This window comes from Scytonema sp. PCC 10023, assembly GCF_963920835.1.
In the GTDB taxonomy this organism is placed as follows: Bacteria; Cyanobacteriota; Cyanobacteriia; order Cyanobacteriales; family Nostocaceae; genus Kalymmatonema.
In genome coordinates, this window is sequence record NZ_CAWUDP010000004.1 from 47,695 (window position 1) to 70,321 (window position 22,627).

Annotated in this window: 16 protein-coding genes; 13 read left to right on the forward strand and 3 right to left on the reverse strand. The window is 47.2% G+C overall.

Features of this window, described 5'->3' with window-relative positions; genetic code table 11:
* Positions 1 to 8 precede the first annotated feature (8 nt).
* From ACM0OZ_RS03805 to ACM0OZ_RS03840, 8 genes are all read left to right on the forward strand, one after another.
* Positions 9 to 299: a Nif11-like leader peptide family natural product precursor gene (locus ACM0OZ_RS03805; RefSeq protein WP_414581498.1), complete on the forward strand. Its 291-nt coding sequence runs from the start codon at positions 9 to 11 to the stop codon at positions 297 to 299.
* A gap of 23 nt (positions 300 to 322) precedes the next feature.
* Complete coding sequence (locus tag ACM0OZ_RS03810) at positions 323 to 1,585, forward strand: nif11-class peptide radical SAM maturase 3 (protein ID WP_414581499.1); 1,263 nt, start codon at positions 323 to 325, stop codon at positions 1,583 to 1,585.
* Entirely contained in the window at positions 1,582 to 1,818 is a 237-nt protein-coding gene (locus ACM0OZ_RS03815) for a hypothetical protein (RefSeq protein ID WP_414581500.1), read from the forward strand. Before ACM0OZ_RS03810 ends, ACM0OZ_RS03815 begins: the two co-directional genes overlap by 4 nt.
* A gap of 44 nt (positions 1,819 to 1,862) precedes the next feature.
* Positions 1,863 to 3,284: a cache domain-containing protein gene (locus ACM0OZ_RS03820; protein ID WP_414581501.1), complete on the forward strand. Its 1,422-nt coding sequence runs from the start codon at positions 1,863 to 1,865 to the stop codon at positions 3,282 to 3,284.
* Between the two features lie 389 nt (positions 3,285 to 3,673).
* Complete coding sequence (locus tag ACM0OZ_RS03825) at positions 3,674 to 6,295, forward strand: hypothetical protein (protein WP_414581502.1); 2,622 nt, start codon at positions 3,674 to 3,676, stop codon at positions 6,293 to 6,295.
* Between the two features lie 175 nt (positions 6,296 to 6,470).
* Positions 6,471 to 7,256 carry a MinD/ParA family protein gene (locus ACM0OZ_RS03830; protein ID WP_414581503.1) on the forward strand — a complete coding sequence of 262 codons (786 nt, stop codon included), beginning with the start codon at positions 6,471 to 6,473 and terminating at the stop codon, positions 7,254 to 7,256.
* A 547-nt stretch (positions 7,257 to 7,803) separates the two neighbouring features.
* Complete coding sequence (locus ACM0OZ_RS03835; protein WP_414581504.1) at positions 7,804 to 9,012, forward strand: DUF7005 family protein; 1,209 nt, start codon at positions 7,804 to 7,806, stop codon at positions 9,010 to 9,012.
* A gap of 335 nt (positions 9,013 to 9,347) precedes the next feature.
* Positions 9,348 to 10,442, forward strand: a complete 1,095-nt coding sequence (locus tag ACM0OZ_RS03840; RefSeq protein WP_414581505.1) for a cyclic nucleotide-binding domain-containing protein — start codon at positions 9,348 to 9,350, stop codon at positions 10,440 to 10,442.
* A 108-nt stretch (positions 10,443 to 10,550) separates the two neighbouring features.
* On the opposite strand, the gene ACM0OZ_RS03845 is transcribed toward ACM0OZ_RS03840, so the two are convergent.
* Positions 10,551 to 10,808, reverse strand: coding sequence for a YlcI/YnfO family protein (locus ACM0OZ_RS03845; protein ID WP_414581628.1), 258 nt, complete (start codon positions 10,806 to 10,808; stop codon positions 10,551 to 10,553).
* 441 nt (positions 10,809 to 11,249) lie between these two features.
* Between ACM0OZ_RS03845 and ACM0OZ_RS03850 the strand changes: the two genes are divergently transcribed.
* The 5 genes from ACM0OZ_RS03850 to ACM0OZ_RS03870 all read left to right on the forward strand — a co-directional run bounded on the left by ACM0OZ_RS03850 (position 11,250) and on the right by ACM0OZ_RS03870 (position 20,123).
* Complete coding sequence (locus ACM0OZ_RS03850) at positions 11,250 to 11,558, forward strand: NHLP leader peptide family RiPP precursor (protein ID WP_414581506.1); 309 nt, start codon at positions 11,250 to 11,252, stop codon at positions 11,556 to 11,558.
* Between the two features lie 248 nt (positions 11,559 to 11,806).
* Positions 11,807 to 13,279 carry a radical SAM family RiPP maturation amino acid epimerase gene (locus tag ACM0OZ_RS03855; RefSeq protein WP_414581507.1) on the forward strand — a complete coding sequence of 491 codons (1,473 nt, stop codon included), beginning with the start codon at positions 11,807 to 11,809 and terminating at the stop codon, positions 13,277 to 13,279.
* A 133-nt stretch (positions 13,280 to 13,412) separates the two neighbouring features.
* Positions 13,413 to 14,858 carry an NHLP bacteriocin system secretion protein gene (locus ACM0OZ_RS03860; protein WP_414581508.1) on the forward strand — a complete coding sequence of 482 codons (1,446 nt, stop codon included), beginning with the start codon at positions 13,413 to 13,415 and terminating at the stop codon, positions 14,856 to 14,858.
* The gene (locus ACM0OZ_RS03865; protein WP_414581509.1) at positions 14,845 to 17,184 is read left to right on the forward strand and encodes an NHLP family bacteriocin export ABC transporter peptidase/permease/ATPase subunit; all 2,340 of its coding nucleotides are present in this window, start codon (positions 14,845 to 14,847) and stop codon (positions 17,182 to 17,184) included. The genes ACM0OZ_RS03860 and ACM0OZ_RS03865 overlap by 14 nt, the downstream gene beginning before the upstream one ends.
* A gap of 53 nt (positions 17,185 to 17,237) precedes the next feature.
* Positions 17,238 to 20,123, forward strand: coding sequence for an NHLP bacteriocin export ABC transporter permease/ATPase subunit (locus ACM0OZ_RS03870; RefSeq protein ID WP_414581510.1), 2,886 nt, complete (start codon positions 17,238 to 17,240; stop codon positions 20,121 to 20,123).
* A 137-nt stretch (positions 20,124 to 20,260) separates the two neighbouring features.
* Here the strand turns inward: ACM0OZ_RS03870 and ACM0OZ_RS03875 are convergent, their stop codons facing one another.
* Both ACM0OZ_RS03875 and ACM0OZ_RS03880 read right to left on the reverse strand, forming a co-directional pair.
* Positions 20,261 to 21,637, reverse strand: coding sequence for an LLM class flavin-dependent oxidoreductase (locus tag ACM0OZ_RS03875; protein WP_414581511.1), 1,377 nt, complete (start codon positions 21,635 to 21,637; stop codon positions 20,261 to 20,263).
* A 72-nt stretch (positions 21,638 to 21,709) separates the two neighbouring features.
* On the reverse strand, positions 21,710 to 22,621 hold the full coding sequence (locus ACM0OZ_RS03880; protein WP_414581512.1) for a TauD/TfdA dioxygenase family protein: 912 nt from the start codon (positions 22,619 to 22,621) through the stop codon (positions 21,710 to 21,712).
* Positions 22,622 to 22,627: the final 6 nt, after the last annotated feature.

Here is a 22,627-nt window from a genome sequence, read left to right on the forward strand (position 1 = left end):
AGGAATGTATGTCTATTGAAAGCGCAAGAGCCTTTTACGACAGGATTGTTACCGATGAAGCATTCAAAACTCAATACCAAAGTGCTGCCAGTGATGATGAACGCCGAGAAATTGTACTAGCTGCTGGCTATAACTTTACCCCCCAAGAATGGGAAGCCGCCATGACTCAAATCTCACAGTCCTCTAATGAAGAACTCAGCGACGCAGAACTAACAGCAGTTAGCGGTGGGTCTATTCGGCCACTACCAGGCTGGCCACCGAAATGGCCAACTCCTGTGTACGGCACACCAAGACTTTAAAACCTTTTGAGCAGGGTGAAACAATGTCTAAAGAGTACCAACGAATCAGTTATGCTGTTTGGGAAATTACGCTCAAGTGCAACCTCGCTTGCAGCCACTGCGGTTCAAGGGCAGGGCAAGCTCGTACTAAAGAACTCTCAACAGAAGAAGCGCTTGACCTTGTCCGACAGTTAGCCGAAGTTGGCATCAAGGAAGTGACTCTCATTGGGGGAGAAGCATTTTTGCGTCCCGATTGGCTGGAAATTGCTCGTGCCATCACCCAAGCAGGTATGCTCTGCGGCATGACTACCGGGGGCTATGGCATATCACTGGACATGGCACGCCGGATGAAGGAAGCCGGAATTGCTATGGTTTCCGTCTCAACGGATGGAATGGAGGCGACTCATGACCACCTTCGTGGTCGAAAAGGCTCTTGGAAGTCCGGATTGAGAACTATGGGCTACCTCAAGGAGGTTGGCATTCCGTTCGGCTGCAACACCCAGATCAACCGACTGTCTGCTCCAGAATTTCCGCTCATCTACGAGCATATCCGTGATGCAGGTGCCTGTGCATGGCAAATCCAACTGACTGTTCCGATGGGAAACGCAGCAGACAACGCAGACATCCTGCTCCAGCCGTCCGAACTATTAGATATCTACCCCATGCTGGCTCGTGTTACCCAGCGAGCCAACCGTGAAGGAGTCAAGGTACGTGCTGGTAATAACATCGGTTACTACGGTCCTTATGAACGGCTGCTGCGTGGGGGAGGCAATGAATGGGGATTTTGGCAAGGTTGCGGTGCCGGACTGTCTACACTCGGTCTTGAAGCAGACGGTGCAATTAAAGGCTGTCCTTCATTACCCACGGCAGCATACACTGGTGGTAACATCAGAGACCGCTCTCTGCGCGAAATTATTGAACAAACAGAAGAGCTGCGGTTTAACCTCGGTGCCGATACTCCCCAAGGGACGGAACATTTGTGGGGATTCTGCAAGACTTGCAAGTTTGCTGAGTTGTGCCGTGGGGGCTGCACTTGGACGGCTCACGTATTCTTCAATCGCAGAGGTAACAATCCTTACTGCCACCACCGAGCATTACAGCAGGCGAAGCGCGGGATACGAGAGCGTGTCTACCCTAAAGTACGGGCGCAAGGGCTTCCCTTTGATAACGGTGAGTTTGCCTTGATTGAGGAGCCACTTGACGCTCCTTGGGCTCTCGACGATCCACTTCATTTTACTGCTGACCGCATTCAGTGGTCAAACAGTTGGCAAGAAGAACCTGAATACACTTACTCCCTAGCGAGATGAATACTGTGAATGAAACAACTGGTGAATTCTCAGTTCCAGAGAACAACTCAGTCGATTCTGAGAACACCGAGCATCAAGAGTGGTCGAAAAGTGTCTCTGAAGGTCAATTGGGTTTTCCGTCTCCCCTTTTACCTCGCTCTGCTTGGCAGAATCAACAAGCTTTTTTGAGGGTTCTGATTAAGGCGAAACAAGCCCTGGATATGGCAGAAATTACTGCCACCCTCTGGGGTTGAACCAGCTTATTAATCCAATTCTGTTAAAAAAATTTTACACCCAAATGAAGCGCTTACATCGGTTACTTTACCCCCCAGCCTGGTCGATCGCCGCCAAAATTTCGGCAGCATTGCTCTGTGCTGCAATCGTACCGATGAGCTTCACCGCCTGCTACAATCTGCGACACAGCTTAGAAAGTGTGGAGGCGAGCGAATACCGCAAATTGGAGTTGTCAGCCACCAGTACCGCTAGTCGGCTTGACCAGCTCATTATCGACATCCAGCGCGTTTTGGTTCAAGTGAGCAGCGATCGCAATGTCGTAAGTTTCCTAACTTCTACCACACCTGCAAAGCGAGATGCCTTGCGCCCCCACCTACAACAGACGCTCTTGAACGTCTTCCGCTCTAACCCAGACTTTGATGCTGTCTTTCTCATAAACAGACAGGGTGAATGTCTCGCTTCTACCGATCCAAAATTCGTTGGTCAAAACTACGCCTTCCGCGAATATTTCCGCTCCAGCATCCAGGGAAATTCTTACATTTCTAGCATTTTGGTGGGTCAAACTACTAAACGACCAGGGCTTTTCCTCTCCAACTCCGTGCGTTCTGACAATGGCGAGATTGTGGGAGTGACGGTACTCAAGATCAGGGGAGAAGATATCTGGGCGATCGTTAATGCATTGCCAGTAGGAGAAGAGAGCTACGCCTTCCTCGTTGACCAACATGGGGTAATCATTAGCCATCCGGATCAATCCCTCCTCTACCATAGTCTCTACCCCTTGCCGCTAAAAACCCTAAAGCATGTGCTGACCGACAGACGTTACGGTGTTGATGAGATTAAGAGCTTGAACATTCGGGAGTTGAAGGTGATGGTCACAGCAGAAGAGCCGGGACACACCAGCTATCGCTTTGGGATGGAGCAGATACCCCGGATAGTTGGCTTTGCACCCTTGAAAGAGCAACCTTGGGTGTTGGGGGTTAGCCAACCCAAAACACAGTTTGACGTTCCCTTGAATCGCCTGATCTGGCTAAACGGCAGTAGCGTGTTGTTAGTGGGGGGAATCACGGCAATCATAGCACTGCTCTTAGCCCGGAGCATTTCCCGACCAATTCGCGCCCTCACCGCCGCAGCCCAAGCACTGGAGCGGGGGGATTTCAATTCTCAGCCGTTAACTGAAGTGTCTCACACTTATGACGACATGGGGCGGTTGGTGCGTGTCTTTCTACACATGGCTCGTGAGGTTAAGACTAGAGAGCAGAACCTGAAACAGCAGGTAACTGCTCTGCGAATCGAGATTGACGAAACTAAAAGAGTCACCCAAGTGGCGGAAATTACGGAAAATGAACACTTTAAACAGTTACAAAAAAAGATACAAAAACTTAAACAGCAAACGGTAAGCTCAGGCGAGACTGAGACGGAGTACTTCCAGCGATTGCATAGCAAGGTGCAATCCATCAAGGAGCGGTCACGAAAGATTGCTCCATAAAACCAGAAATTCACTAGACAAATTAACAAAAATGTGTATGAGAAAATTTCTTGGCAAATTCTACAGTCTACAGCAATCATCAAAGCCTAACAGTAATGAAGAGGAAATTTACTTAACGGCGCTGTCTCTATCAAATACTCACAAACAGAATAATTATGATTTTAACTACCCCAAGACTGACACAAGCTAAGGCTGTTGTTACTAAACAAATGTCTAATCTGGAGATGGCAGCAAGAGCCATAGTAGTTCTGATCCTTATTTATTATGGAACTTTGCTGGATTTGTTATCTAGCACACAACAAGACTAAACAAAGAAGTGGCAAGCGCTAACCAGGTAGCCGCCGCGTAAGTCCTAAAAACTTTAATTTCACAATCAGGAGGTGATAAATATGACATTTGACGACGACGAACTCATCTCGCGTGAGGAGGTGCTGGCAGGTTTTCCAGCCAGACGAGCAAATACTTTACTATTTTTGATTGAGAGCCGGACAGCGCAGATAGTGGCGCGATCGCGCGTGGAATTTTGCCTCACGGATCAAGCTGCATCCGAGCGCGACCTTGCTTTCTTGGAAGCCTTTGCCTTAGGAAATGCGCCTCCACTCCACCCCACCATCCAGCACCTGGAACGCTATGCCCTTCAATGGACACCCTTAGTGCCGGAAAATACCAGATTGAAAGCCGCTGTTGCCCACGCTTTGGGCGAGAAGTACACTTTCACATATCAAGCAGTGCCTAATATCCGGGCAGCTTTGGGTTTGGATGAGAAAGCGGTACAGGTGGTTTACTCCCGCCTGTACAAAAGACAATTAGTAAAAATGTTTGCATCCACGCTGCCGTTAACCGAACAGTTGCGCTGGAATTTATCTGCGATCGCCCAACGGCTAGAGTCCTTGCCACCCTTCTGGCTCGCCTCCTTGATAACAGTTGCTTTGGGTTTGCCCCAAGCCTTCTTAGCCTTGCCCATTGCTGTAGCTAATATTGGTCCGCTGCCTACTGTTGGTTTTTTGGTCATCATTGGCACTATCAACATACTGACTATGGCTTGTATGGCTGAGGCTGTTGGTCGCAGCGGTGACTTTCGTTACGGTAATCCTTTTATCAAACAATTAGTATCCAATTATTTAGGAAATACTGGTTCTTTTATACTTTCGATAGCCGTTGGCATCCGTGTTTTTCTCATAGCCTTAGCTTGTTACATCGGTTTGTCAACGACTCTGGCAAACTTCACCCACATAAGCCCAGCACTATGGGCGGTGTTGCTTTTCTTCGCTGGGTTGTACTTGCTGTCGCGTCAATCCCTGAATTTTACCGTTGCCGTGATGGTATTGCTTGCAGCAATCAACGTGAGTTTGCTCCTGATCCTCTCAATTCTTGCCTTGGGTCATGTGCAACTGGACAATCTTTTTTATGTAAACTTGCCTTTCCTCAATGGTCATCCTTTCCAACCCTGGATGCTACAGCAGGTACTTGGTGTTAGCCTCATGCTTTACTTCGGGCATGTTTATGTGGGAGAATGTGCTAAGGTCATACTTCCTCGCGACCCGAGCGCCTCATCACTGATTTGGGGTAGCGTAGCGGGAACTGCTTTTTTAACTGTTCTTTTTTGCATCTGGGTGTTGGCAGTCAACGGAGCTATTTCGCCGCAGCTGCTAGCTGGACAATCAGGCACTGCCTTGGAGCCACTGGCGCTTCAAGTCGGTTCCATCGTCTCAGTCTTGGGGGCAGTTTTAGTCACCCTCCTCTTGGGAATGGCTTGGCTGCGTAGTTCGAGCCTCTTGCTCAACCTAGCGCGGGAGTGGTTCCCTGTGCGACCTCAACCCGTCTTGATGTTGCCTCGCAAGCAGGGAACATTGATATTGCACCCCTGTGGCGATCGCAGTCGTGTTCCCCATATTGGTTTAACCTACCTCGGACTGGAAGAACAAGCGCCAAGGTTTCGCCTAGATGTCCAATCGAACGGCAAAATCCGTCATGCAGAGATAACAGTGACTCAGCATTGGGAGATAAAAGAGGTACTAGAGCAGTTTCCAGACCTCCGCAAGTGGGACATTCACCTAACTTTAGAGGTACGTTCGGCAAACCAAGATAGTGTGTGTCTACAAGTCACTTCACCAATGCTCATAGCCTACGAAGGAAGGTTGAAGGCAGATGTCACCAATGCTACTGTTGATAATGTCAATATGCCAACAATGGCACGACGGTTCTGGGCAACTCTGCTCAATCAACGTCGCTTCCTCCTATCCATCAGCCCGTTAGTGCTAGTCTTCCTGCTGACTGAGTGGCTTTTTCTTACTGGTGTACAATCGTTTACTGGTATACTTGCCTTTGCTGGTGTCCTGGGTAACTCCTTGGTTGGTGGTATTTTCCCGGTTTTACTGTTGCTTTCCAGCCGACGCAAGGGCGAGTTGGTACCGGGAGTCGTCCTGGAAATCCTTAACCATCCGTTTTTCAGCGTTGGTATCTACAGCCTCTTTTTAGCCATTTTATTCGTCCACGGTTTGTTCATCTGGTCAAATCCTGTGGCACGTATCAGCGCATTGTGTATCGCCTTGCTATCTTTAGGAGCAACCCTTGTCATGAAGCGCTATGGAGCCTTTGCTTCCCGCGTGGTCGTAGAGTTGCGAGAGGAGCAACACTTGGGAGGGCGATCCGTCTTCACAATCACTGCTGGCGGACAACCAAAAATGGCAGAGGTACGGCTGGGATATGCTGAAGGTGAGCAACACCACCAAGCTGCTAGTGTCGAAATTCCATCTCTAAAGATGCTGCGTTATGCCATCTTCCGCTTACCAACCAAACGGGAAGAAGAACTGAGAGTGTGGGCACACAGTAGCAATTTCAGCGGAGACTCGAAGAGTCTACCTGCATTTGTAGAAGTTGAGAGTGGAAACAAGAATATGCAGTTTGACTTGAAACTATCCAGCGGACGAGTTTTGCTACCTCTGTTTAGCGACGCGTGCTGGTTAAAATTGACATTTCCCGGAGATGAGGAGTTAGTCGCTAGTGGTTAGCGGTACTTTTGGACAACTAACAACTACTCCCCTGACTGCGTGTAAGATTACCTATCTTGTTCTTTCTTGGCGTTCTTGGCGTCTTGGCGGTTATTTAATAGGTAATCTTAGACTTGGAAACGAGTAACACCCAACAATTAACAACTAACAACTAACAAATAACTAGAGGTAAATTATGGCACAAATTGTAGCTGTTCACTCTTTCCGTGGTGGTACTGGCAAATCAAACTTGATTGCTAACGTTGCTGCTACTATGGTGCGTCAGGGACAACGGGTAGGTATTGTTGATACTGACATTCAGTCCCCAGGAGTTCACGTTCTTTTCGGTCTCAATGAGGAAAACATGAACTACTCCCTCAATGATTACCTGTGGGGACGCTGTGATATTAAAGACACTGCCTACGACGTGAGTCCTATTCTCATGGCACAGGGGGAGACAAGTATGGTAAAGGGTAGTCTTTACCTGATTCCCTCAAGTATTAAGGCTAGTGAAATCGCCAGGGTTCTGCGTGAGGGGTATGACGTAGTCCGGCTCAACGATGGCTTTCAAGAACTCATCCGCTGTCTGAACTTAGACTATCTGTTAATTGATACTCACCCTGGTCTTAATGAAGAAACTTTACTTTCCATCGGGATATCTCATGTTTTAATCGTCATTCTGCGTCCAGATCACCAAGACTTCCAAGGTACTGCGGTGACAGTGGATGTGGCTCGAAAGCTGAAGGTGCCCAAAATGCTGCTAGTGGTTAATAAGGTGCTATCAGCCTTCGATTTTGCAGACTTACGGCAACAAGTGGAGACAACCTACAACGTCCCTGTAGCTGGTATTTTACCTTTGTCTGAAGAGATGGTGCAACTAGCCAGCAAAGGTATCTTCTGTCTACGCTACTCCCAGCATCCCATAAGTCAGACTGTGAAAGGGATTGTTGACGAGATTTGTGGATTAGTCGTATGTCAGTAGGGGAGTTCCAAATTAAAAAATACCCAACTTTTCTTGTGGGATGGGATTGGTGCCATACGTGTCTAAGGCAAGAACCTTGTCATTACCTTACATCATGCCCTTATACTTGCTCACAATTCTCGCTTCACCCCACCCCGGTTTTGTCTTGCGCCAAAACCGCCCCTCCCCTTGGCAAGGGGAGGGGATTAAGGGGTGGGGTAAAACCAACGTGGGATAAAGGGTTGAACCTTAAGTTGACACCAATGGATTGGTGCCTGTCCTAGAAACTGGGTGGGCAAGGATGCCCATCCCACAAGATTGGATAATTAATTTGTTGGAAATCCCTAGCACCGCTGCGCGGAAGTCAAAAGTCAAAAGTCAAAAGTCAAAAAGCTTATGATGTAAGCTTTTCGTTGATTTGGAATGGTGAACCAGCGCTGCAGGAGGGTTTCCCTCCGTAGGCGACTGGTGAACCCGAAGGGTAGCTTTATTTCCGCCGTAACGTACTAGTGAGGAGTCAGAAGTGAGAACTTTATAATCCCCTTGTCCCCTTGTCCCCTTACCACCTATGCTTGCTCAAGAATCATTTCGCGCTGATGTCCTTGCCAGTTTCGCAGCCAGCGCAAAAGAGGTAGAGGAACTACTGGCTTACAATCAAAACGTCTTTCATCGCAACACGTTCACCCATCCCGTCAAATTTCCACTTGCACCTGAAGCCCATGTGGTAGCCTGGGAGGAGTACGCTGTTGCAGCAATTGACGGAGCATTTGAAGCACTCAAGCAACGGCTTGTGCAGTTCCGGTTTCCCATACTCGAAGGTATCAGCCAAACTGAGGGATATCGCGCTGCTACCCGTAAGGGTGTTCCAGTGGATGGCATACCAGAGGCGACTGGTTTGGTTTTGAAGCAACCTGAGAAATTCCAGCTGATCATACATCAAAGCCTAGCAGGAGCCATCCCGGTTTTGGTTGCCCCAAATCGAGAGGACTTTGTTTCTCTGATACAAGCGCTGACTATGCGCAATGAACCACTACCAGTTCCCGCTTCTATGGGAGCCTGTATAGTCACCGGGTACAACAACTGGGACAGGATTCGCTCTTATCGGCAACAATGGGAAGCTCAAAATCCTGGCAATTGTTCCGAAAGTAGTTGGGCAGCAGAGTTTAAGCGGATTATACCGCAAAAAGAACTCTATCAGGATCGGTTCATTATTTTAAGTGACGGTCCCTATAGCAACGTTTCCGCCAAGGACGTGGGACTAGAGGAACCCGAATGGCGACGCTTATCCCTGATAATTCGGCTGGAACATGAATGTACCCACTACTTCACACGTCGCTTGTTTAACTCAATGCGAAACAACATGCTCGACGAACTTATTGCCGACTACAGGGGTATTGTAGCGGCTACAGGACACTATCGAGCAGATTGGTTTTTGCGCTTTGTGGGGTTGGAATCGTTTCCAAATTACCGCAAAGGAGGTAGGCTGGAAAACTACCTCGGTCAGCCCCCACTTTCCGATGGGGCTTTTAAGATTCTACAGGCGTTAGTGAAAGCTGCCGCCGAAAATTTGCAGCGCTTTGATGCTGAGTATGCAGATAAGTTAAAAACCGTTAATGGTCAAACCTTTATGTTGATGGCACTGACCTATTTGACATTGGAAGAATTGGCTTCTCTTGAGGCGAACTCACGTATCCAAAAGACCATAAATCAAGTGCAGACAGCTATGTTCTTTGAAACAAATCCGCTCCCTCCAACCCCCCTTATTAAGGAGGCGTAGGTAGGCATTGCCTACCTAGCCCTGTCAAAGTGGCTCATAAAATTTTGATTCAAGCGGCAATTCCTCATCTTTTTTCTCTGCGCTCTCAGCGTCTCTGCGGTTTAAAAGTAATTTATTTAACCGCAGAGGCGCAGAGTACACCGAGGTAAGAGGAGACAGAGCTATTGATTTCCTGAATGAAGTTTTTATCCACCTTGATAGGACTAGGAATGCCTACCCTACTATCTGTATATAGCAATCAAAAATAAAAACTTCCGATATACGCGGATAGAACAGACAATTATCCGCGTCCATCTGTGGTTCAAAATTCACGCATCCTGTTTGAGGTATGAGTTATGACAGAAGTTCTACTACAAGAATTGAGTAACAGTGACATCGATTGGATGATTGCTACGGGGCGTCGGCGAGAAATAGCTGCTGGTAGTGTACTCGTTCACCCAGGAAAAGCTGCCGATAGCCTGCACATCCTACTGGATGGAAATTTAACAGTTACCGTCTCTGGTACTGACAACAATCCTCTGGCTCGTGCTTTTGCAGCCATAGAGGGTGGGGAAAGTTCAGGACGGGAGATTGCTAGGTTATCCAGTGGTGAGGTTGTGGGAGAAATCCCGTTTGTGGGTGTCCGTCCGTCTGCTACTACGGTTAAGGCTACTGAAAAGTCGCTGGTGATGTCAATTCCCCAGCAGCATTTGGCAGCAAAATTACAGCAGGATGTGGGTTTTGCTTCACGCTTTTATCGGGCGATCGCTATTCTATTTTCAGACAGACTGCAAAGCATCATCAATCGGTTTGGTCGTAGCAACATTGCTCAAAGTCAATCCCTAAAGGACGTACTGTTTATTTTGAGCGAATTGCATGACAGTGACATCGATTGGATCATGGCTTGTGGAACTCAGCAAAGACTTCCTGCTAACACCGTACTCATCCATGAAGGAGGAGTTGTGGATGCGCTGTATATTCTACTTGGTGGAACAATGTCTTTGTCTGTTTCTGGTGACTCGCGCAATCCCTTAACTCGTGCTTTTGCAGCTATAGAAGGTGATGAATTTTCTGGTTTCGAGATAGCGAGATTATCCAAAGGCGAAATCGTGGGAGAAACACCTTTTATCGATGGTCGTTTACCCTCTGCAACGGTCAAAACCCTTGAAGACTCATTTGTGTTGTCGATTTCCCGACAGCAATTAGCAGCAAAATTGCTGCAGGATGTCGGTTTTGCATCCCGCTTTTATCGAGTGATTGCAACTTTGCTTTCACATAGATTGCAAGGAATGCTCAGCAGCCTTGGTTATGGTAGGCGGGTTTATAGCAAAGGTCAGCCATTGGATGAAAATGTTGAATATGAGGATGAACTGGATGTCAGTGTTTTAGATAGTCTGGCGCTGGCTGGAACTAGATTTGATTGGATGCAGAGACGCTTAAGAGTCAGTTGAATTTCTCTGGATTGTCAAGCACCAAATGTGCAGATTTACAAAGTCGTGAATCAAAGGCGGCAGTAGGCGATCGCCACAGCGGTCATTTCTGCCACCTGTTTGCCAAATTTACTGAAAAAATCCCCTATCCCCTTCTCTAAGGCTACGAATTAGAGCATTAGCATTTGGGTGTACGCCAGTTCTAGCCTTGATTTGGGCACGTCTTTTTAAGATACTCTGATGGGTAGCAATAGCCTGTCGTCGTTTGACCTCTCGTTCCACTGCTTCAACCACAAGCTCATTGAATGACTCCCCGCCATCTTTAAGCTGTTTTGCTTGTTTTAGCAGAGCAATAGGAAACCGGATTGTGACTGCCTCACGTTCCATATTCACTTTTTTGCGATCATGTTGTGATATCAAGTGATGTAACCACTTTTACGGTAGCGTAAATTGTAGAGTTGTGAAAAAAGTCTGATGATTGCGGCAGTGGGCGAGGCTGTTGCCGCCTGCACTCTATCGCGGGGCGTGGTCATTTCTTAGCATCCCGATGCATGCAAATATACACCCAGTAGGCTGACTGCTTAGGACTATACAAATTCAGCTTTTACTACCTATATTTCAAGGCTGCTTTGGCAGCCTTTTTTGCGTTACCACAGTCCTAAGGAGGTATCAGCTACAAAAGTGGACTATACAATATTTCTTTTACTTCATCTCAGGATAATTTGCAGCAAAAAAAATGCGATTATTAAACTGAAAAAAATGCATTGTATCCAGAGTTTAGACTTCATACACTATTAAATGTAAAGCTTAATTCAAGGAGCCTTTCATATGTCCAACCAAACATCTCAACCACAAAGCAGACATGAATTTGAATCGAACCTAATTGCTAAAGCTTGGAAAGATGAAGCGTTCAAGCAGGAACTGATTGAGAACACTAAAGCAGTTTATGAAAGAGAGTTGGGTCAACAACTTCCCGAAAATCTTAAAATTCGAGTAATGGAAGAAACTTCAGATACTCTCTATCTAACGCTTCCTAAAACTCCCCAAGTTTCTGAAGAACTATCTGAAGAAGCCTTGGAAGCTGTAGCAGGAGGAAGAGGTCATGTTGTAACTCCTAGCTTCTTAGTAGGTTGGTAGATTAGCGCCAAAACGTATTAGTTTCGTTTGTAATCTACTACCACAATTAGAGTAGTTTTGTTCAAATCGGCAGGTGTTTATATAAGTTTCCTACTCCTGCCGTCTTTTTAAGACTAGTTCTCAGGTTGCTTTGATAATTAAGCAATAGTTACTATTTTCGTATTTACATCAAACAAAAATTTACATATTTATAGTTTCGTATAATTGTAAATTAGCTTAAAAATCATTGAAAATAAAGGGTTTTTCTTATGTCTAAACCAATTCAAAACTCTAGTGCAGAACTGGCAAATAGATTAATTACTCAAGTTATTCAAGCCTGTAAAAATAAGACATTGAAATTAGAACAACCAAACAATATTGAAACAGTCTGTGTCAGTCATATAAAACGTTTCATGGAGAGATGGACTGCAGATCCGGAATTTCAAAATCAGGTAGCTGTAGAACCATACAAGACTATCGCCCGTTACGGTCTAAAAGTGGATCCTGAAGAAATTAGACCGTTATGGGATCTAAAATTTCTTAAAGAAGTTGGTGAACGAGTTCCAATTTCTGCATCTTTGAGGCAATGGCACGAATTTTTTGATGAAAGCAGAGTATGTGAACTCATGCAGTCTATTGCCTCTTCTTCTAGTGAGCCACGCTTTAAAGCGTGGCGAGAGCGACAGATTGCTCGTACTAGGAGTCAGTTTAAAAAGTGGCTTCAAGATACACTAGTACATGCTCCTGTTTGTTTTGAACTGAGTAAGGGGTGCTCTGTAGGATGCTGGTTCTGTGGTGTCTCTGCACCTCGTTTGGGCGATATTTTTATTTACAACCAAGAAAACGCAAAATTGTGGTATGAAGTACTTGAATTAATGAAAGAGATACTTGGACCTGCGGCAGGTGCTGGCTTTTGCTACTGGGCATCAGATCCACTTGACAACCCAGACTACGAGAGATTCTGTAGTGATTTTCACGAAGTCCTGGGAATTTTTCCCCAAACCACTACAGCTCAACCCCTGAAAGATCCAGCTCGCATCCGAGCGCTTTTGAAACTATCAAGGAAGAAGGGATGCTTGCTCAATCGTTTTTCCATTCTCTCCCTAAAAATGCTGAATCAAGTGCATGAAGAATTCAGTGCTGAAGAGCTAACTTTAGTCAGCTTAGCACTCCAAAATAAGGAAGCTAACAAGATTAAAGCTAATGCCGGACGAGCAAGAGAGCGAAACCTCAACAAAGGAGAGGAAGATAACGAATTCCCTGAGCAAGGGACAATTGCCTGTGTATCAGGATTTTTATTCAACATGGTTGACCGGAGTGTTAAACTCATCAGTCCTTGCAATGCTAGTGACAGGTGGCCATTGGGCTACATAGTTTATGACGAAGGAACTTTCTCCGACGCTCATGATCTAAAGATTCTCCTTGAAAGGATGATAACCGATAATATGCCTCTCACAGTTAGACCGAATGATTTAATCAATTTCCGTCGCGACTTGAAGTACGAAAGCCTTACTGATGGTTTTCAACTCTCAACCAAATTCAAAACTTTTAAATTTCGCCATGAACCCTATTTAAAGGAGTTAGGTGAGGTTATACATAAGGGTGGCAAAACTGCTGAAGATATTGCTTCTATCTTTGAAAAGCATGGAGTCTCACCTGCTTATACATTTCACAATCTTAACCTTATGTTTGAGAGAGGGGTTTTAGACGATGAGCCAAAACCCAAGGTTGTCAAGTCTTAATTTAGAACCAATAAGTTCTAAACAGTCTAAACAGGTTTTGGTATAAGGTGTAGGTTATTGAGTTTAGCATAAAACCTCACACCTGATATTCATTACTTGAAACCCAATTTTCATATCAGTAACGTGAGCGTAAATGTTAGACCAAAAGCGCAGCCTATTCCGAAAAGAATCAATTGAGCGTTTATCTTCTCCTGAAAGACTAGACCAGCTGATGCAGGTGGTCAGTCCTAAAAGCTGGTTACCTCTAACCGCCTTAGGTTCCTTGGTGGCAGTTGCTATCGTTTGGAGTATTTACGGACGCATTCCCATCACCGTGGAAGGTCGAGGGGCACTGATTTATCCACGTACAGTTGTACCGCTGCACTCAAAAAGCGCAGGGCAATTACTGACTCTGAATGTCAATGTTGGGGATGTCGTCAAGAAGGGAGACGTACTGGCAACAGTTGACCAGGTTGATCTACGCAAGCAGTTACAATTAGCACGCGCCAAACTAGTCCAACTAGAAGAGCAGGATCGTAACGCTAGCTCGCTCCAAGTGCAGCGTCAGCAACTTGACAGAAAAGCAATCCAAGAGCAACGCTTGACTCTTGAGCAAAGACTAAAGATTGTGCAGGATTTGACACCTATCTTGAGAGAGAAAGGGCTTGTGTCAATCCAGCGCGAGCGTCAGAACTTACAACAACGCTTGCAAACACTCCGGGGGCTGCTCCCTACTTATAAAAAGAGATTGGACAACCGCCAGATGCTATTCAAACAGGGAGCGGTTGCCGATGATACTGTGCTACAGGCGCGGCAGCAATATGACGATGCCCGCGTAAACATTGATGAAGCTGAATCTCAGCTCAAGCAACTCGATGTTAAGGAAGCAGATGCACAACAGCAATACCTCTCGAACCTGAACGAAATCAAAAACATCCAGGCTCAGTTGCAAGAACAGAAAAGTAAGGAAGCCAATCTCGCTCAACAAGACCTACAAACTTTAACGACCCGGAAAAACGAGATTCAAGAAGTCAAGCGAGAGATTGCCAAACTCGAACAACAACTAGGCAATAACAGCCAGATTATCAGTCAACACAATGGACGCGTTCTAGAACTCACTGTGACTCCCGGACAGGTCATCAATGCGGGAACCCGCTTGGGGAGCATAGATGAGGAGAATTCATCCAAGAAGCTGGTTGGCATAACTTATTTTCCGGTTGCGGAGGGTAAGAAAATTCAACCGGGTATGACGATCCAAATTACCCCCCAAACCGTCAAGCGGGAACGCTTTGGCGGCATTGTGGGAACTATCACGACTGTCTCACCATTTCCAATTACAAGAGAAGCAGCCGCTAGTGTGGTGGGTAATCCAGAAGTGGTCGCAGGTTTGGTGGGTGAAAAGCAGGAGGGAGTTATGCAAGTCTTCGCTGACCTAGAGCCAGATTCCACGACCCGCAGCGGCTACAAGTGGTCTTCTTCCGCCGGACCACAACTGAAAATCTCTTCTGGAACTACCACTGTTGTTCGAGTCAAGGTGGAAGAACGCGCTCCCATCACCTTCGTTTTACCTATCTTGAGGTCTGTCAGTGGTATCAACTAATCCGACTTTAGTAACACCTATTAATCCTTTGCAGTACTTGCAAAAACTGCTGCAAAGTCGAGGTATGCGGGTAAAAACCCCCACTCTCCTACAAATGGAGGCAGTTGAATGTGGTGCTGCTGCTTTGGGAATTATTCTGGGTTACTACAAACGGATTGTGCCACTGCCAGAACTGCGTCAAGAGTGCGGAGTATCCCGCGATGGCAGCAAGGCTTCTAACGTGCTGAAAGCTGCCAGAAGCTACGGACTTCAGGCGAAAGGTTTTAAAAAGGAACTGAAGCAACTGCAAGATTTGCGCCCTCCGTATATTGTCTTCTGGAACTTCAACCACTTCCTTGTAGTAGAGGGATTTGGCAAAGAACGGGTTTATCTCAATGACCCCGGCACAGGACCGCGAACTGTATCCCAACAAGAATTTGACGAGGGGTATACTGGAGTGGTGCTGGTCATGGAACCAGGCACCGAGTTCACCAAAGGTGGTCGCAAACCCAGTATGGTAACAGCGCTGTGGGAACGGCTACAGGGCGCTGCTGGTGCTTTAGTTTACTGTTTAATTGCGGGTTTTTTCTTAACCGTTGTCGGGCTGGCGGTACCCGTATTTAGCCAAGTGTTTGTAGACGACATCTTGGTTGAGCAACGACAGCACTGGCTGCGTCCACTGCTTTTGGCAATGGCGATCGCAACCGTACTCCAAGGGTCGCTAACGCTACTGCGGTTACGCTACCTACGCCGCCTGAAAACTAAGCTAGCTGTCGGGATGTCTAGCCGTTTTCTCTGGCACATCCTGCGTTTACCTGTTGGTTTTTACGCTCAACGCTTTGCCGGAGAAATTACTAACCGCACCAGTCTCAACGACGAAGTTGCTGATGTCCTTTCGGGAAAGTTGGCGACTACTGTCATCGATGCGGTCATGGTCATTTTTTACGCCCTAGTTATGTGCCAATATGACTGGGTACTGACATTGATTGTGGTTAGCTTTGCTGCCGTGAATGTTTTAACGTTACAGTGGATTTCCCGTCAACGCGTAGACGCCAATCAACGATTGATACAAGAATATGGTAAAGCTGCTGGCGCGTCGATTGCCGCTCTTCAAAGTATAGAAACACTTAAAGCATCTGGGTTAGAGTCGGATTTCTTTTCTCGGTGGTCAGGTTACTACACCAAGGCTATCAATTCCCAGCAGGAACTAGGGGTAACAAATCAGACTTTTTCAGTTTTACCTACCCTCCTATCCGCCCTTTCTTCGATGCTCTTATTGATTGTAGGCGGTTTACGGGTGATGGATGGACACCTCAGCATCGGGATGCTCGTAGCCTTTCAAGGTCTGATGCACAGCTTCCAAGAGCCTGTGAACAATCTCGTCAACTTTGGCACTACCCTCCAAGAACTAGAAGGCAATTTGATTCGCCTGGATGATGTGCTGGACAACCCGATAGATTCGCAAGTAGAAAAGAGGAACAGCGCAGATGGGACAGTAACATTCTCCTCATCCCCCTCATCCTCCTCATCCTCCTCATCCTCCTCATCCTCCTCATCCCCCTCATCCCCCTCATCCTCCTCATCTTCCTCATCTTCCTCATCTCTTCTGCCAAGATTACAGGGCTATGTCGAGTTGCGAAACATCACATTTGGCTATAGCCGCCTAGACCCCCCCCTCATTGAAAACTTTAATCTCTCAATTAAACCCGGACAGCGAGTAGCGTTGGTAGGTGGAAGCGGCTCTGGTAAGTCTACTGTTGCCAAAATCGTCAGCGGGCTTTATGAACCTTGGGCGGGAGAAATTCTATTTGATGGTAAACCTAGAGAGCAGATTGCCCACCAGCTACTTACTAACTCTGTCGCAATGGTGGAACAAGATATTCTGCTGTTTGGCGGAACTGTGAGGGACAATTTGACCCTCTGGGATGCCACTATATCAGACAAAAACCTGATACGGGCTTGTGAAGATGCAGCGATCGCCGATGTGGTTCTCTCAATGTCTGGGGGGTTCGATGCAGAACTGATAGAAGGTGCTGCTAATTTAAGTGGAGGTCAGCGACAACGGCTGGAAATTGCTCGTGCTTTTGTGAACAACCCCTCTATACTCATCATGGATGAAGCTACCAGCGCCCTGGATGCAGAGACGGAAAAAATCATTGACGAGAATCTCCGGCGACGCGGATGCACTTGCATTATTGTCGCACACCGATTAAGCACGATTCGAGACTGTGATGAAATTATCGTCTTGGAACGCGGAAAGGTGGTACAACGAGGCACTCACCAAGAATTGTGGCAAGTTGAAGGTGTGTACTCGCGGTTGATCCGCACGGAAGGAGAAGCGCTCTAAAAATTCAAAATTCAAAATTCAAAAAAATAATTTTTAATTGGAGCAAAGCGACAATGCAGGGGCAACTTTATATAGTTAAGGGCAATGAGCCAATACTTCTGGATGACCCTTTTAAGGTTTGGGTGATCCAGTCTGGCTCTATGGCGTTGTTTGCCGTCACAGTTAAAAATGGTGTTATAGAAGGTACTCGCCGTTATCTATTCAGTATTAAGCAGGGGGAGGCACTTTTCGGAACTGCTGCTGCGTCTGGCAATCAGCAGCGCCTGATTTTGGCAGTGCCGATGGGAGAGACAGAATTGCTACAAGTAAATCAGGAATATTTCAGTGAGTTAGTAGCCAATGCAGATGCTAGGGCGATCGCCGCTTTGGAAGGTTGGCTTGAGCAACTCGGTACTGCACTCTCCCACTTTGCCACACCAGCGATTCAGGTGAGGGCTTCTGGACAAGCACGATTTTCTCTGAACAATGGTCAGACTTTCCAGCCTGAAACGGGTGTTGTCTGTTGGGTACACCTGACTCAAGGAACTGTTCGCTTGATGGGGTTTGAGGAACTCACCCTGACAAGTACAGCAGGAACTTTTCCCCTGAACGACAGAATTTGGCTAGAAGCTGTAGAGGGGGTTCAGCTTGTCACTCTTGCCACTTCAGAAATCCGCAACTCAGATACTATTCTTGCAGGGCTGTCCCAGCTTCATACTCAACTTTTGCACTACACTTACCTGTTGGATGAGCAAGAAGCGCAGGAAGAACTACAACGGTTGCGCGATCGCCAACGTCTCAATCGTCAAGTCACAGCGGAAGCTCTAGGGGAACTAGCATCGACCCTGAACTACCAAGACGGGGACTTTTTCCTAGAAGGTACACCTTTGTTGGTTGCTGCTGGTGCAGTGGGAAGGGCTATGGGTGTGAAAATTCGCCCTCCTGCTCGTTCAGAAAACCTCAAGCGGGTCAAGGAACCACTAGAGGCAATTGTGCGGGCTTCGCGCATCCGGATGCGGCGAGTGCTGTTACGGGACAACTGGTGGGAGAAAGATTCCGGTCCAATGGTAGCCTATACTCAGGAGGATAACCGTCCAGTGGCGCTGTTGAGCGTTTCTGCAACTTCCTATGAAATGTTTGACCCCATTGAGCAGACCCGCGTGAAAGTGGATGAGCAAATAGCTGTAACACTAGCTCCAGTTGCCTATATGTTTTATCGGTCTTTGCCCGATAAAGCACTCAAAGCTTGGGATCTAGTCCAGTTTGCACTTAAAGGACGTGGAAAGGAACTGCTTGCCATTTTAATTACAGGCATTGCCGTGACATTACTAGGGATGGTGACACCTCAAGCAACTGCAATTCTGATGGACAACGCGATTCCAGATAGCGACAGGGGCTTATTGCTGCAAGTTGGGCTGGGGCTGCTGGTTGCTGCTTTGGGGACGGCTCTATTTCAGCTAACTCAAGGGTTTGCTATCCTGCGGATGGAAACGGCTAGTGACGCTTCCACTCAAGCTGCTGTGTGGGATCGGCTGCTGAACCTACCTGTATCTTTTTTTCGTCAGTACACAACAGGCGACCTTCAGTCCCGCGTATCATCAATTAGTACGATCCGTCGTCAACTCAGTGGCAGGACGCTGATAAATCTCATTAGCAGTCTCTTTGCATTATTTTACTTGGGGCAGTTGTTTTACTACAATTTCAAATTAGCTCTAGTTGCTGTTGCTGTCGCTGTAGTAACGATCGCTATCACTACACTCTCTGGCACACTCCTCGTCCGTAAGGTTCGTCCACTGCTGGAATTGCAGGGAAATATTTTTGGACAAACGGTGCAGTTAATCAATGGGATTTCTAAACTGCATATTGCTGGCGCTGAGGATCGCGCCTTCGCCTCTTGGAGTAAAAACTACACTCGGCAAATTAAGCTTGAACTCAGCACGCAGCAAGTTGAAGATGTTGTTGCACTTTTCAATACAGTGATGCCCACACTAACTTCTGGAGTACTCTTCTGGTTTACCATCAGCCTGCTTGAGGAGGCTAAGACTTCAGGAGGTATCGGATTATCCCTTGGCACTTTTTTAGCTTTCAACACAGCCTTTGGCAACTTTATTAGGGGAACCACAGACTTAAGCAATACAGTTACTGAAGTTTTGCAAGTCATCCCTCAGTGGAAACGCACCCAGCCAATTTTGGCAACCGTACCGGAAGTGGATCTTAGTAAAGCTGATCCTGGCAAGCTTATAGGCAGAATTGTTGTGGATCATGTTACCTTCCGTTACCGGAATGATGGACCGCTGACGCTAGATGATGTGAGTATCTCTGCACAGCCTGGGGAGTTTATTGCTTTGGTAGGAGGCTCTGGAAGTGGTAAATCGACTATATTCCGATTACTACTGGGGTTTGAAACTCCAGAAGCTGGTACCATCTACTACGATGGTCAAGACTTGTCTGGGTTAGATGTTGACGCAGTGCGCCGACAGTTGGGTGTCGTCTTGCAGGGTGGTCAACTGACAGCAGCTTCCATTTTCGACAATATCGCTGGTGGTGCTCAGATTACACTAGATGAAGCTTGGGAAGCAGCTCGGATGTCTGGGTTTGCTGACGATGTTGCAGCCATGCCAATGGAAATGCATACTGTGATTAGTGAAGGAGGTGGGAATCTTTCTGGGGGACAACGACAACGGCTCCTCATTGCTCGGGCTTTGGCATTGAAACCCCGAATTTTGTTATTCGATGAGGCGACAAGTGCTTTAGATAACAGAACCCAAGCGATTGTCAGTGAAAGTTTGGAAAAGCTGCAAGTTACCCGGATAGCGATCGCCCACCGCCTCAGCACTATCCGGAACGCTCACCGCATATATGTTCTTCAAGCAGGTCGAGTCGTGCAACAAGGAAGTTTTGAGGAATTAGGTTCTCAACAAGGGCTGTTTGCCCAATTGATGGCTCGACAGATGGCTTAGACCGAAGTAGGGGTATCGCCAATTTAGCCGGACTTGATATGATTTGTTGGAACGCTTGACCGATACCTTGGGCTACGCCGCCTAAATGGATAAAGTCGAGATAAGGACGGGGCTTTAAACCCAATTTTTCGGTAAAATCATGCAGATGCACCAACAGTCGCTGGCTCAGGAGAAGCTGCAACTGTGCTAAACTTGTTTGCCGGACGGGGTAGTCCAAGATTCTCGCGTAGGGTTCGACCTTCATACTCTGTACGGAACAGTCTCCGGCGCTGTAGTTCGGGAATCACCAGTTCTACAAACTCATCCAAACCACCTGGTAAATAAGGCGGCATGATGTTGAACCCATCTGCCCCACCGTTGACAAACCAATCTTCAAGTTGGTCGGCAATCTGTTCTGGTGTTCCCAATATCGTTCGATGTCCACGCGCACCAGCGATCGCTAAATACAACTCCCGAATAGTTAAATTTTCTCTTCGGGCGAGGTCGGTCACCAGCTTCAAGCGGCTTTTTGCAAGTTCGGTTTCTGGTAGCTCTGGAAGCGGACCGTCTAGTGGGTAACCGGATAGATCAACTCCGCCTACCAGCCCTGAGAGTAGACCCAATCCAACCTGCGGATGGATCAATTCCTGAAGCTGTTCGTATTTGTCCTTGGCTTCCTGCTCAGTCCTGCCAATTACCGGGAACACACCGGGCATAATCTTAAGATGGTCGGGAGAACGTCCGTATTTAGCGAGTTTTCCCTTCACACCCGCATAGAAAGTCTGAGCTTCCGCAAGCGTTTGCTGGGCAGTAAAAATAACCTCCGCTGTCTGTGCTGCAAGTTCCTGCCCGTCATCAGAAGACCCGGCTTGAATGATAACCGGATACCCTTGGATTGGACGTGCTACATTCAGCGGACCGCGCACCGAAAAATGCTCGCCTTTGTGGTTCGGAATGTGCAGCTTGTCAGGATCGAAGTAAATCCCTGATTCCTTGTCGCGTAAAAAGGCATCATCTTCCCAACTATCCCAAAGCGCTGTCACCACATCCACAAACTCTTTGGCACGTTCATAGCGCAGTGTATGCTCCATGTGCTTTTCACGGCTGAAGTTTTTCGCTTCGGCAACGGTCGCGGAGGTCACGAGATTCCATCCGGCGCGACCACCACTCAGATAGTCGAGCGACGCAAACTTGCGGGCGAGATGAAAAGGTTCGTTGTATGTAGTTGATACCGTCGCCGTCAATCCAATGCGCTCGGTCACCACAGACAGAGCTGATAATAAAGTGAGAGGTTCAAAGTGTACGACCGAGTTGCGGCTCAAAGCTTCAGTTCCTTTACCACGGTCGCGCACAGCCACACCATCAGCGAAGAAAATCATGTCAAATTTTCCCCGTTCTGCCGTCTGCGCGATTTGCTTAAAATGCTGGAAGTTCAGGCCACCATCTGCTCGCGCATCTGGGTGTCGCCACGCCGCCACGTGATGACCAGAACTCATTAAAAATGCACCTAGTCTCAGTTGTCTTTTCGTACTCATTCTTTTATTTTAGAGATATGTCGAATGCTAACTAAATGAACTGTTTTACCTGGTAGTATGTCTGAATCGGTATTAAGCAGTGACCAAGCTTGGAATGTATGCTGAAGAATTCCCCTTGATTGCCTCACTATGTTTACCGTCAATGCCAACTGGGAGGTCGCCAGCGATAGTCACTCGCTGAACGTGGCGGGGTTGGTCGCCGTAATCGTAAATTGCATAATGTTGAGTAGCGCGGTTATCCCAGAATGCCACGTCACCAACTTGCCAACGCCAACGAACGGTGTTTTCAGGACGTGTCACATATGACTGCAACAGTCGCAGAATGTCGTCCGATTCAGTCGTTGATAGTCCGCGAATCTGGCGAACAAAACCACCAATGAATAGTCCCCGCTCTCCAGATTCTGGATGGACGCGCACTACTGGATGCAAAGTTTCATATACAGTCGATGTGAAGACTTTCCGGTAAGCCTTAGTCTCTTCAGAAAGTTCTACTGCGGCTTCTGCATAGTCATAGGCATTACTATGTACAGCCCAAAGCTCATCAGCGAGATTACGCAGATGCCTTGGTAAATCTTGGTATGCACTCACCGTGTTTGCCCAGATAGTATCGCCTCCTGATGGCGGAATAACAAGCGCCCTTAAAATAGAGCCGAGTGGCGGGCGGTCTACAAATGTAACATCAGTATGCCAGTTGTTTGCACGGGTAGCGGTTCGACCGTAATTCAGGTCAAGGACTTCTGGGTGTCCTGGAAACGATGGTACTGTGGGGTGAGCCGTGGTAACTTCACCAAATCGGCGAGCAAAAGCGACCTGCCCATTAGCATCGAGTTGCTGGTTACGGAAGAAGATTACCTTGTATTGAACTAGAGCCTTGCGGATTTCACTGATAACGTCATTGTTGAGGTTAGCACTCAAGTTAACACCTACAATCTCTGCACCGATGCGTCCTGCAACTGGTTGAATGTCAAAGTTTTTAGTACTCATGTGTTT

Coding starts and splice junctions, on each gene's coding strand:
- ACM0OZ_RS03805 (WP_414581498.1), top strand. CDS start 9: ATGTCTATTGAAAGCGCAAGAGCCTTTTACGACAGGATTGTTACCGAT.
- ACM0OZ_RS03810 (WP_414581499.1), top strand. CDS start 323: ATGTCTAAAGAGTACCAACGAATCAGTTATGCTGTTTGGGAAATTACG.
- ACM0OZ_RS03815 (WP_414581500.1), top strand. CDS start 1,582: ATGAATACTGTGAATGAAACAACTGGTGAATTCTCAGTTCCAGAGAAC.
- ACM0OZ_RS03820 (WP_414581501.1), top strand. CDS start 1,863: ATGAAGCGCTTACATCGGTTACTTTACCCCCCAGCCTGGTCGATCGCC.
- ACM0OZ_RS03825 (WP_414581502.1), top strand. CDS start 3,674: ATGACATTTGACGACGACGAACTCATCTCGCGTGAGGAGGTGCTGGCA.
- ACM0OZ_RS03830 (WP_414581503.1), top strand. CDS start 6,471: ATGGCACAAATTGTAGCTGTTCACTCTTTCCGTGGTGGTACTGGCAAA.
- ACM0OZ_RS03835 (WP_414581504.1), top strand. CDS start 7,804: ATGCTTGCTCAAGAATCATTTCGCGCTGATGTCCTTGCCAGTTTCGCA.
- ACM0OZ_RS03840 (WP_414581505.1), top strand. CDS start 9,348: ATGACAGAAGTTCTACTACAAGAATTGAGTAACAGTGACATCGATTGG.
- ACM0OZ_RS03845 (WP_414581628.1), bottom strand. CDS start 10,808: ATGGAACGTGAGGCAGTCACAATCCGGTTTCCTATTGCTCTGCTAAAA.
- ACM0OZ_RS03850 (WP_414581506.1), top strand. CDS start 11,250: ATGTCCAACCAAACATCTCAACCACAAAGCAGACATGAATTTGAATCG.
- ACM0OZ_RS03855 (WP_414581507.1), top strand. CDS start 11,807: ATGTCTAAACCAATTCAAAACTCTAGTGCAGAACTGGCAAATAGATTA.
- ACM0OZ_RS03860 (WP_414581508.1), top strand. CDS start 13,413: ATGTTAGACCAAAAGCGCAGCCTATTCCGAAAAGAATCAATTGAGCGT.
- ACM0OZ_RS03870 (WP_414581510.1), top strand. CDS start 17,238: ATGCAGGGGCAACTTTATATAGTTAAGGGCAATGAGCCAATACTTCTG.
- ACM0OZ_RS03875 (WP_414581511.1), bottom strand. CDS start 21,637: ATGAGTACGAAAAGACAACTGAGACTAGGTGCATTTTTAATGAGTTCT.
- ACM0OZ_RS03880 (WP_414581512.1), bottom strand. CDS start 22,621: ATGAGTACTAAAAACTTTGACATTCAACCAGTTGCAGGACGCATCGGT.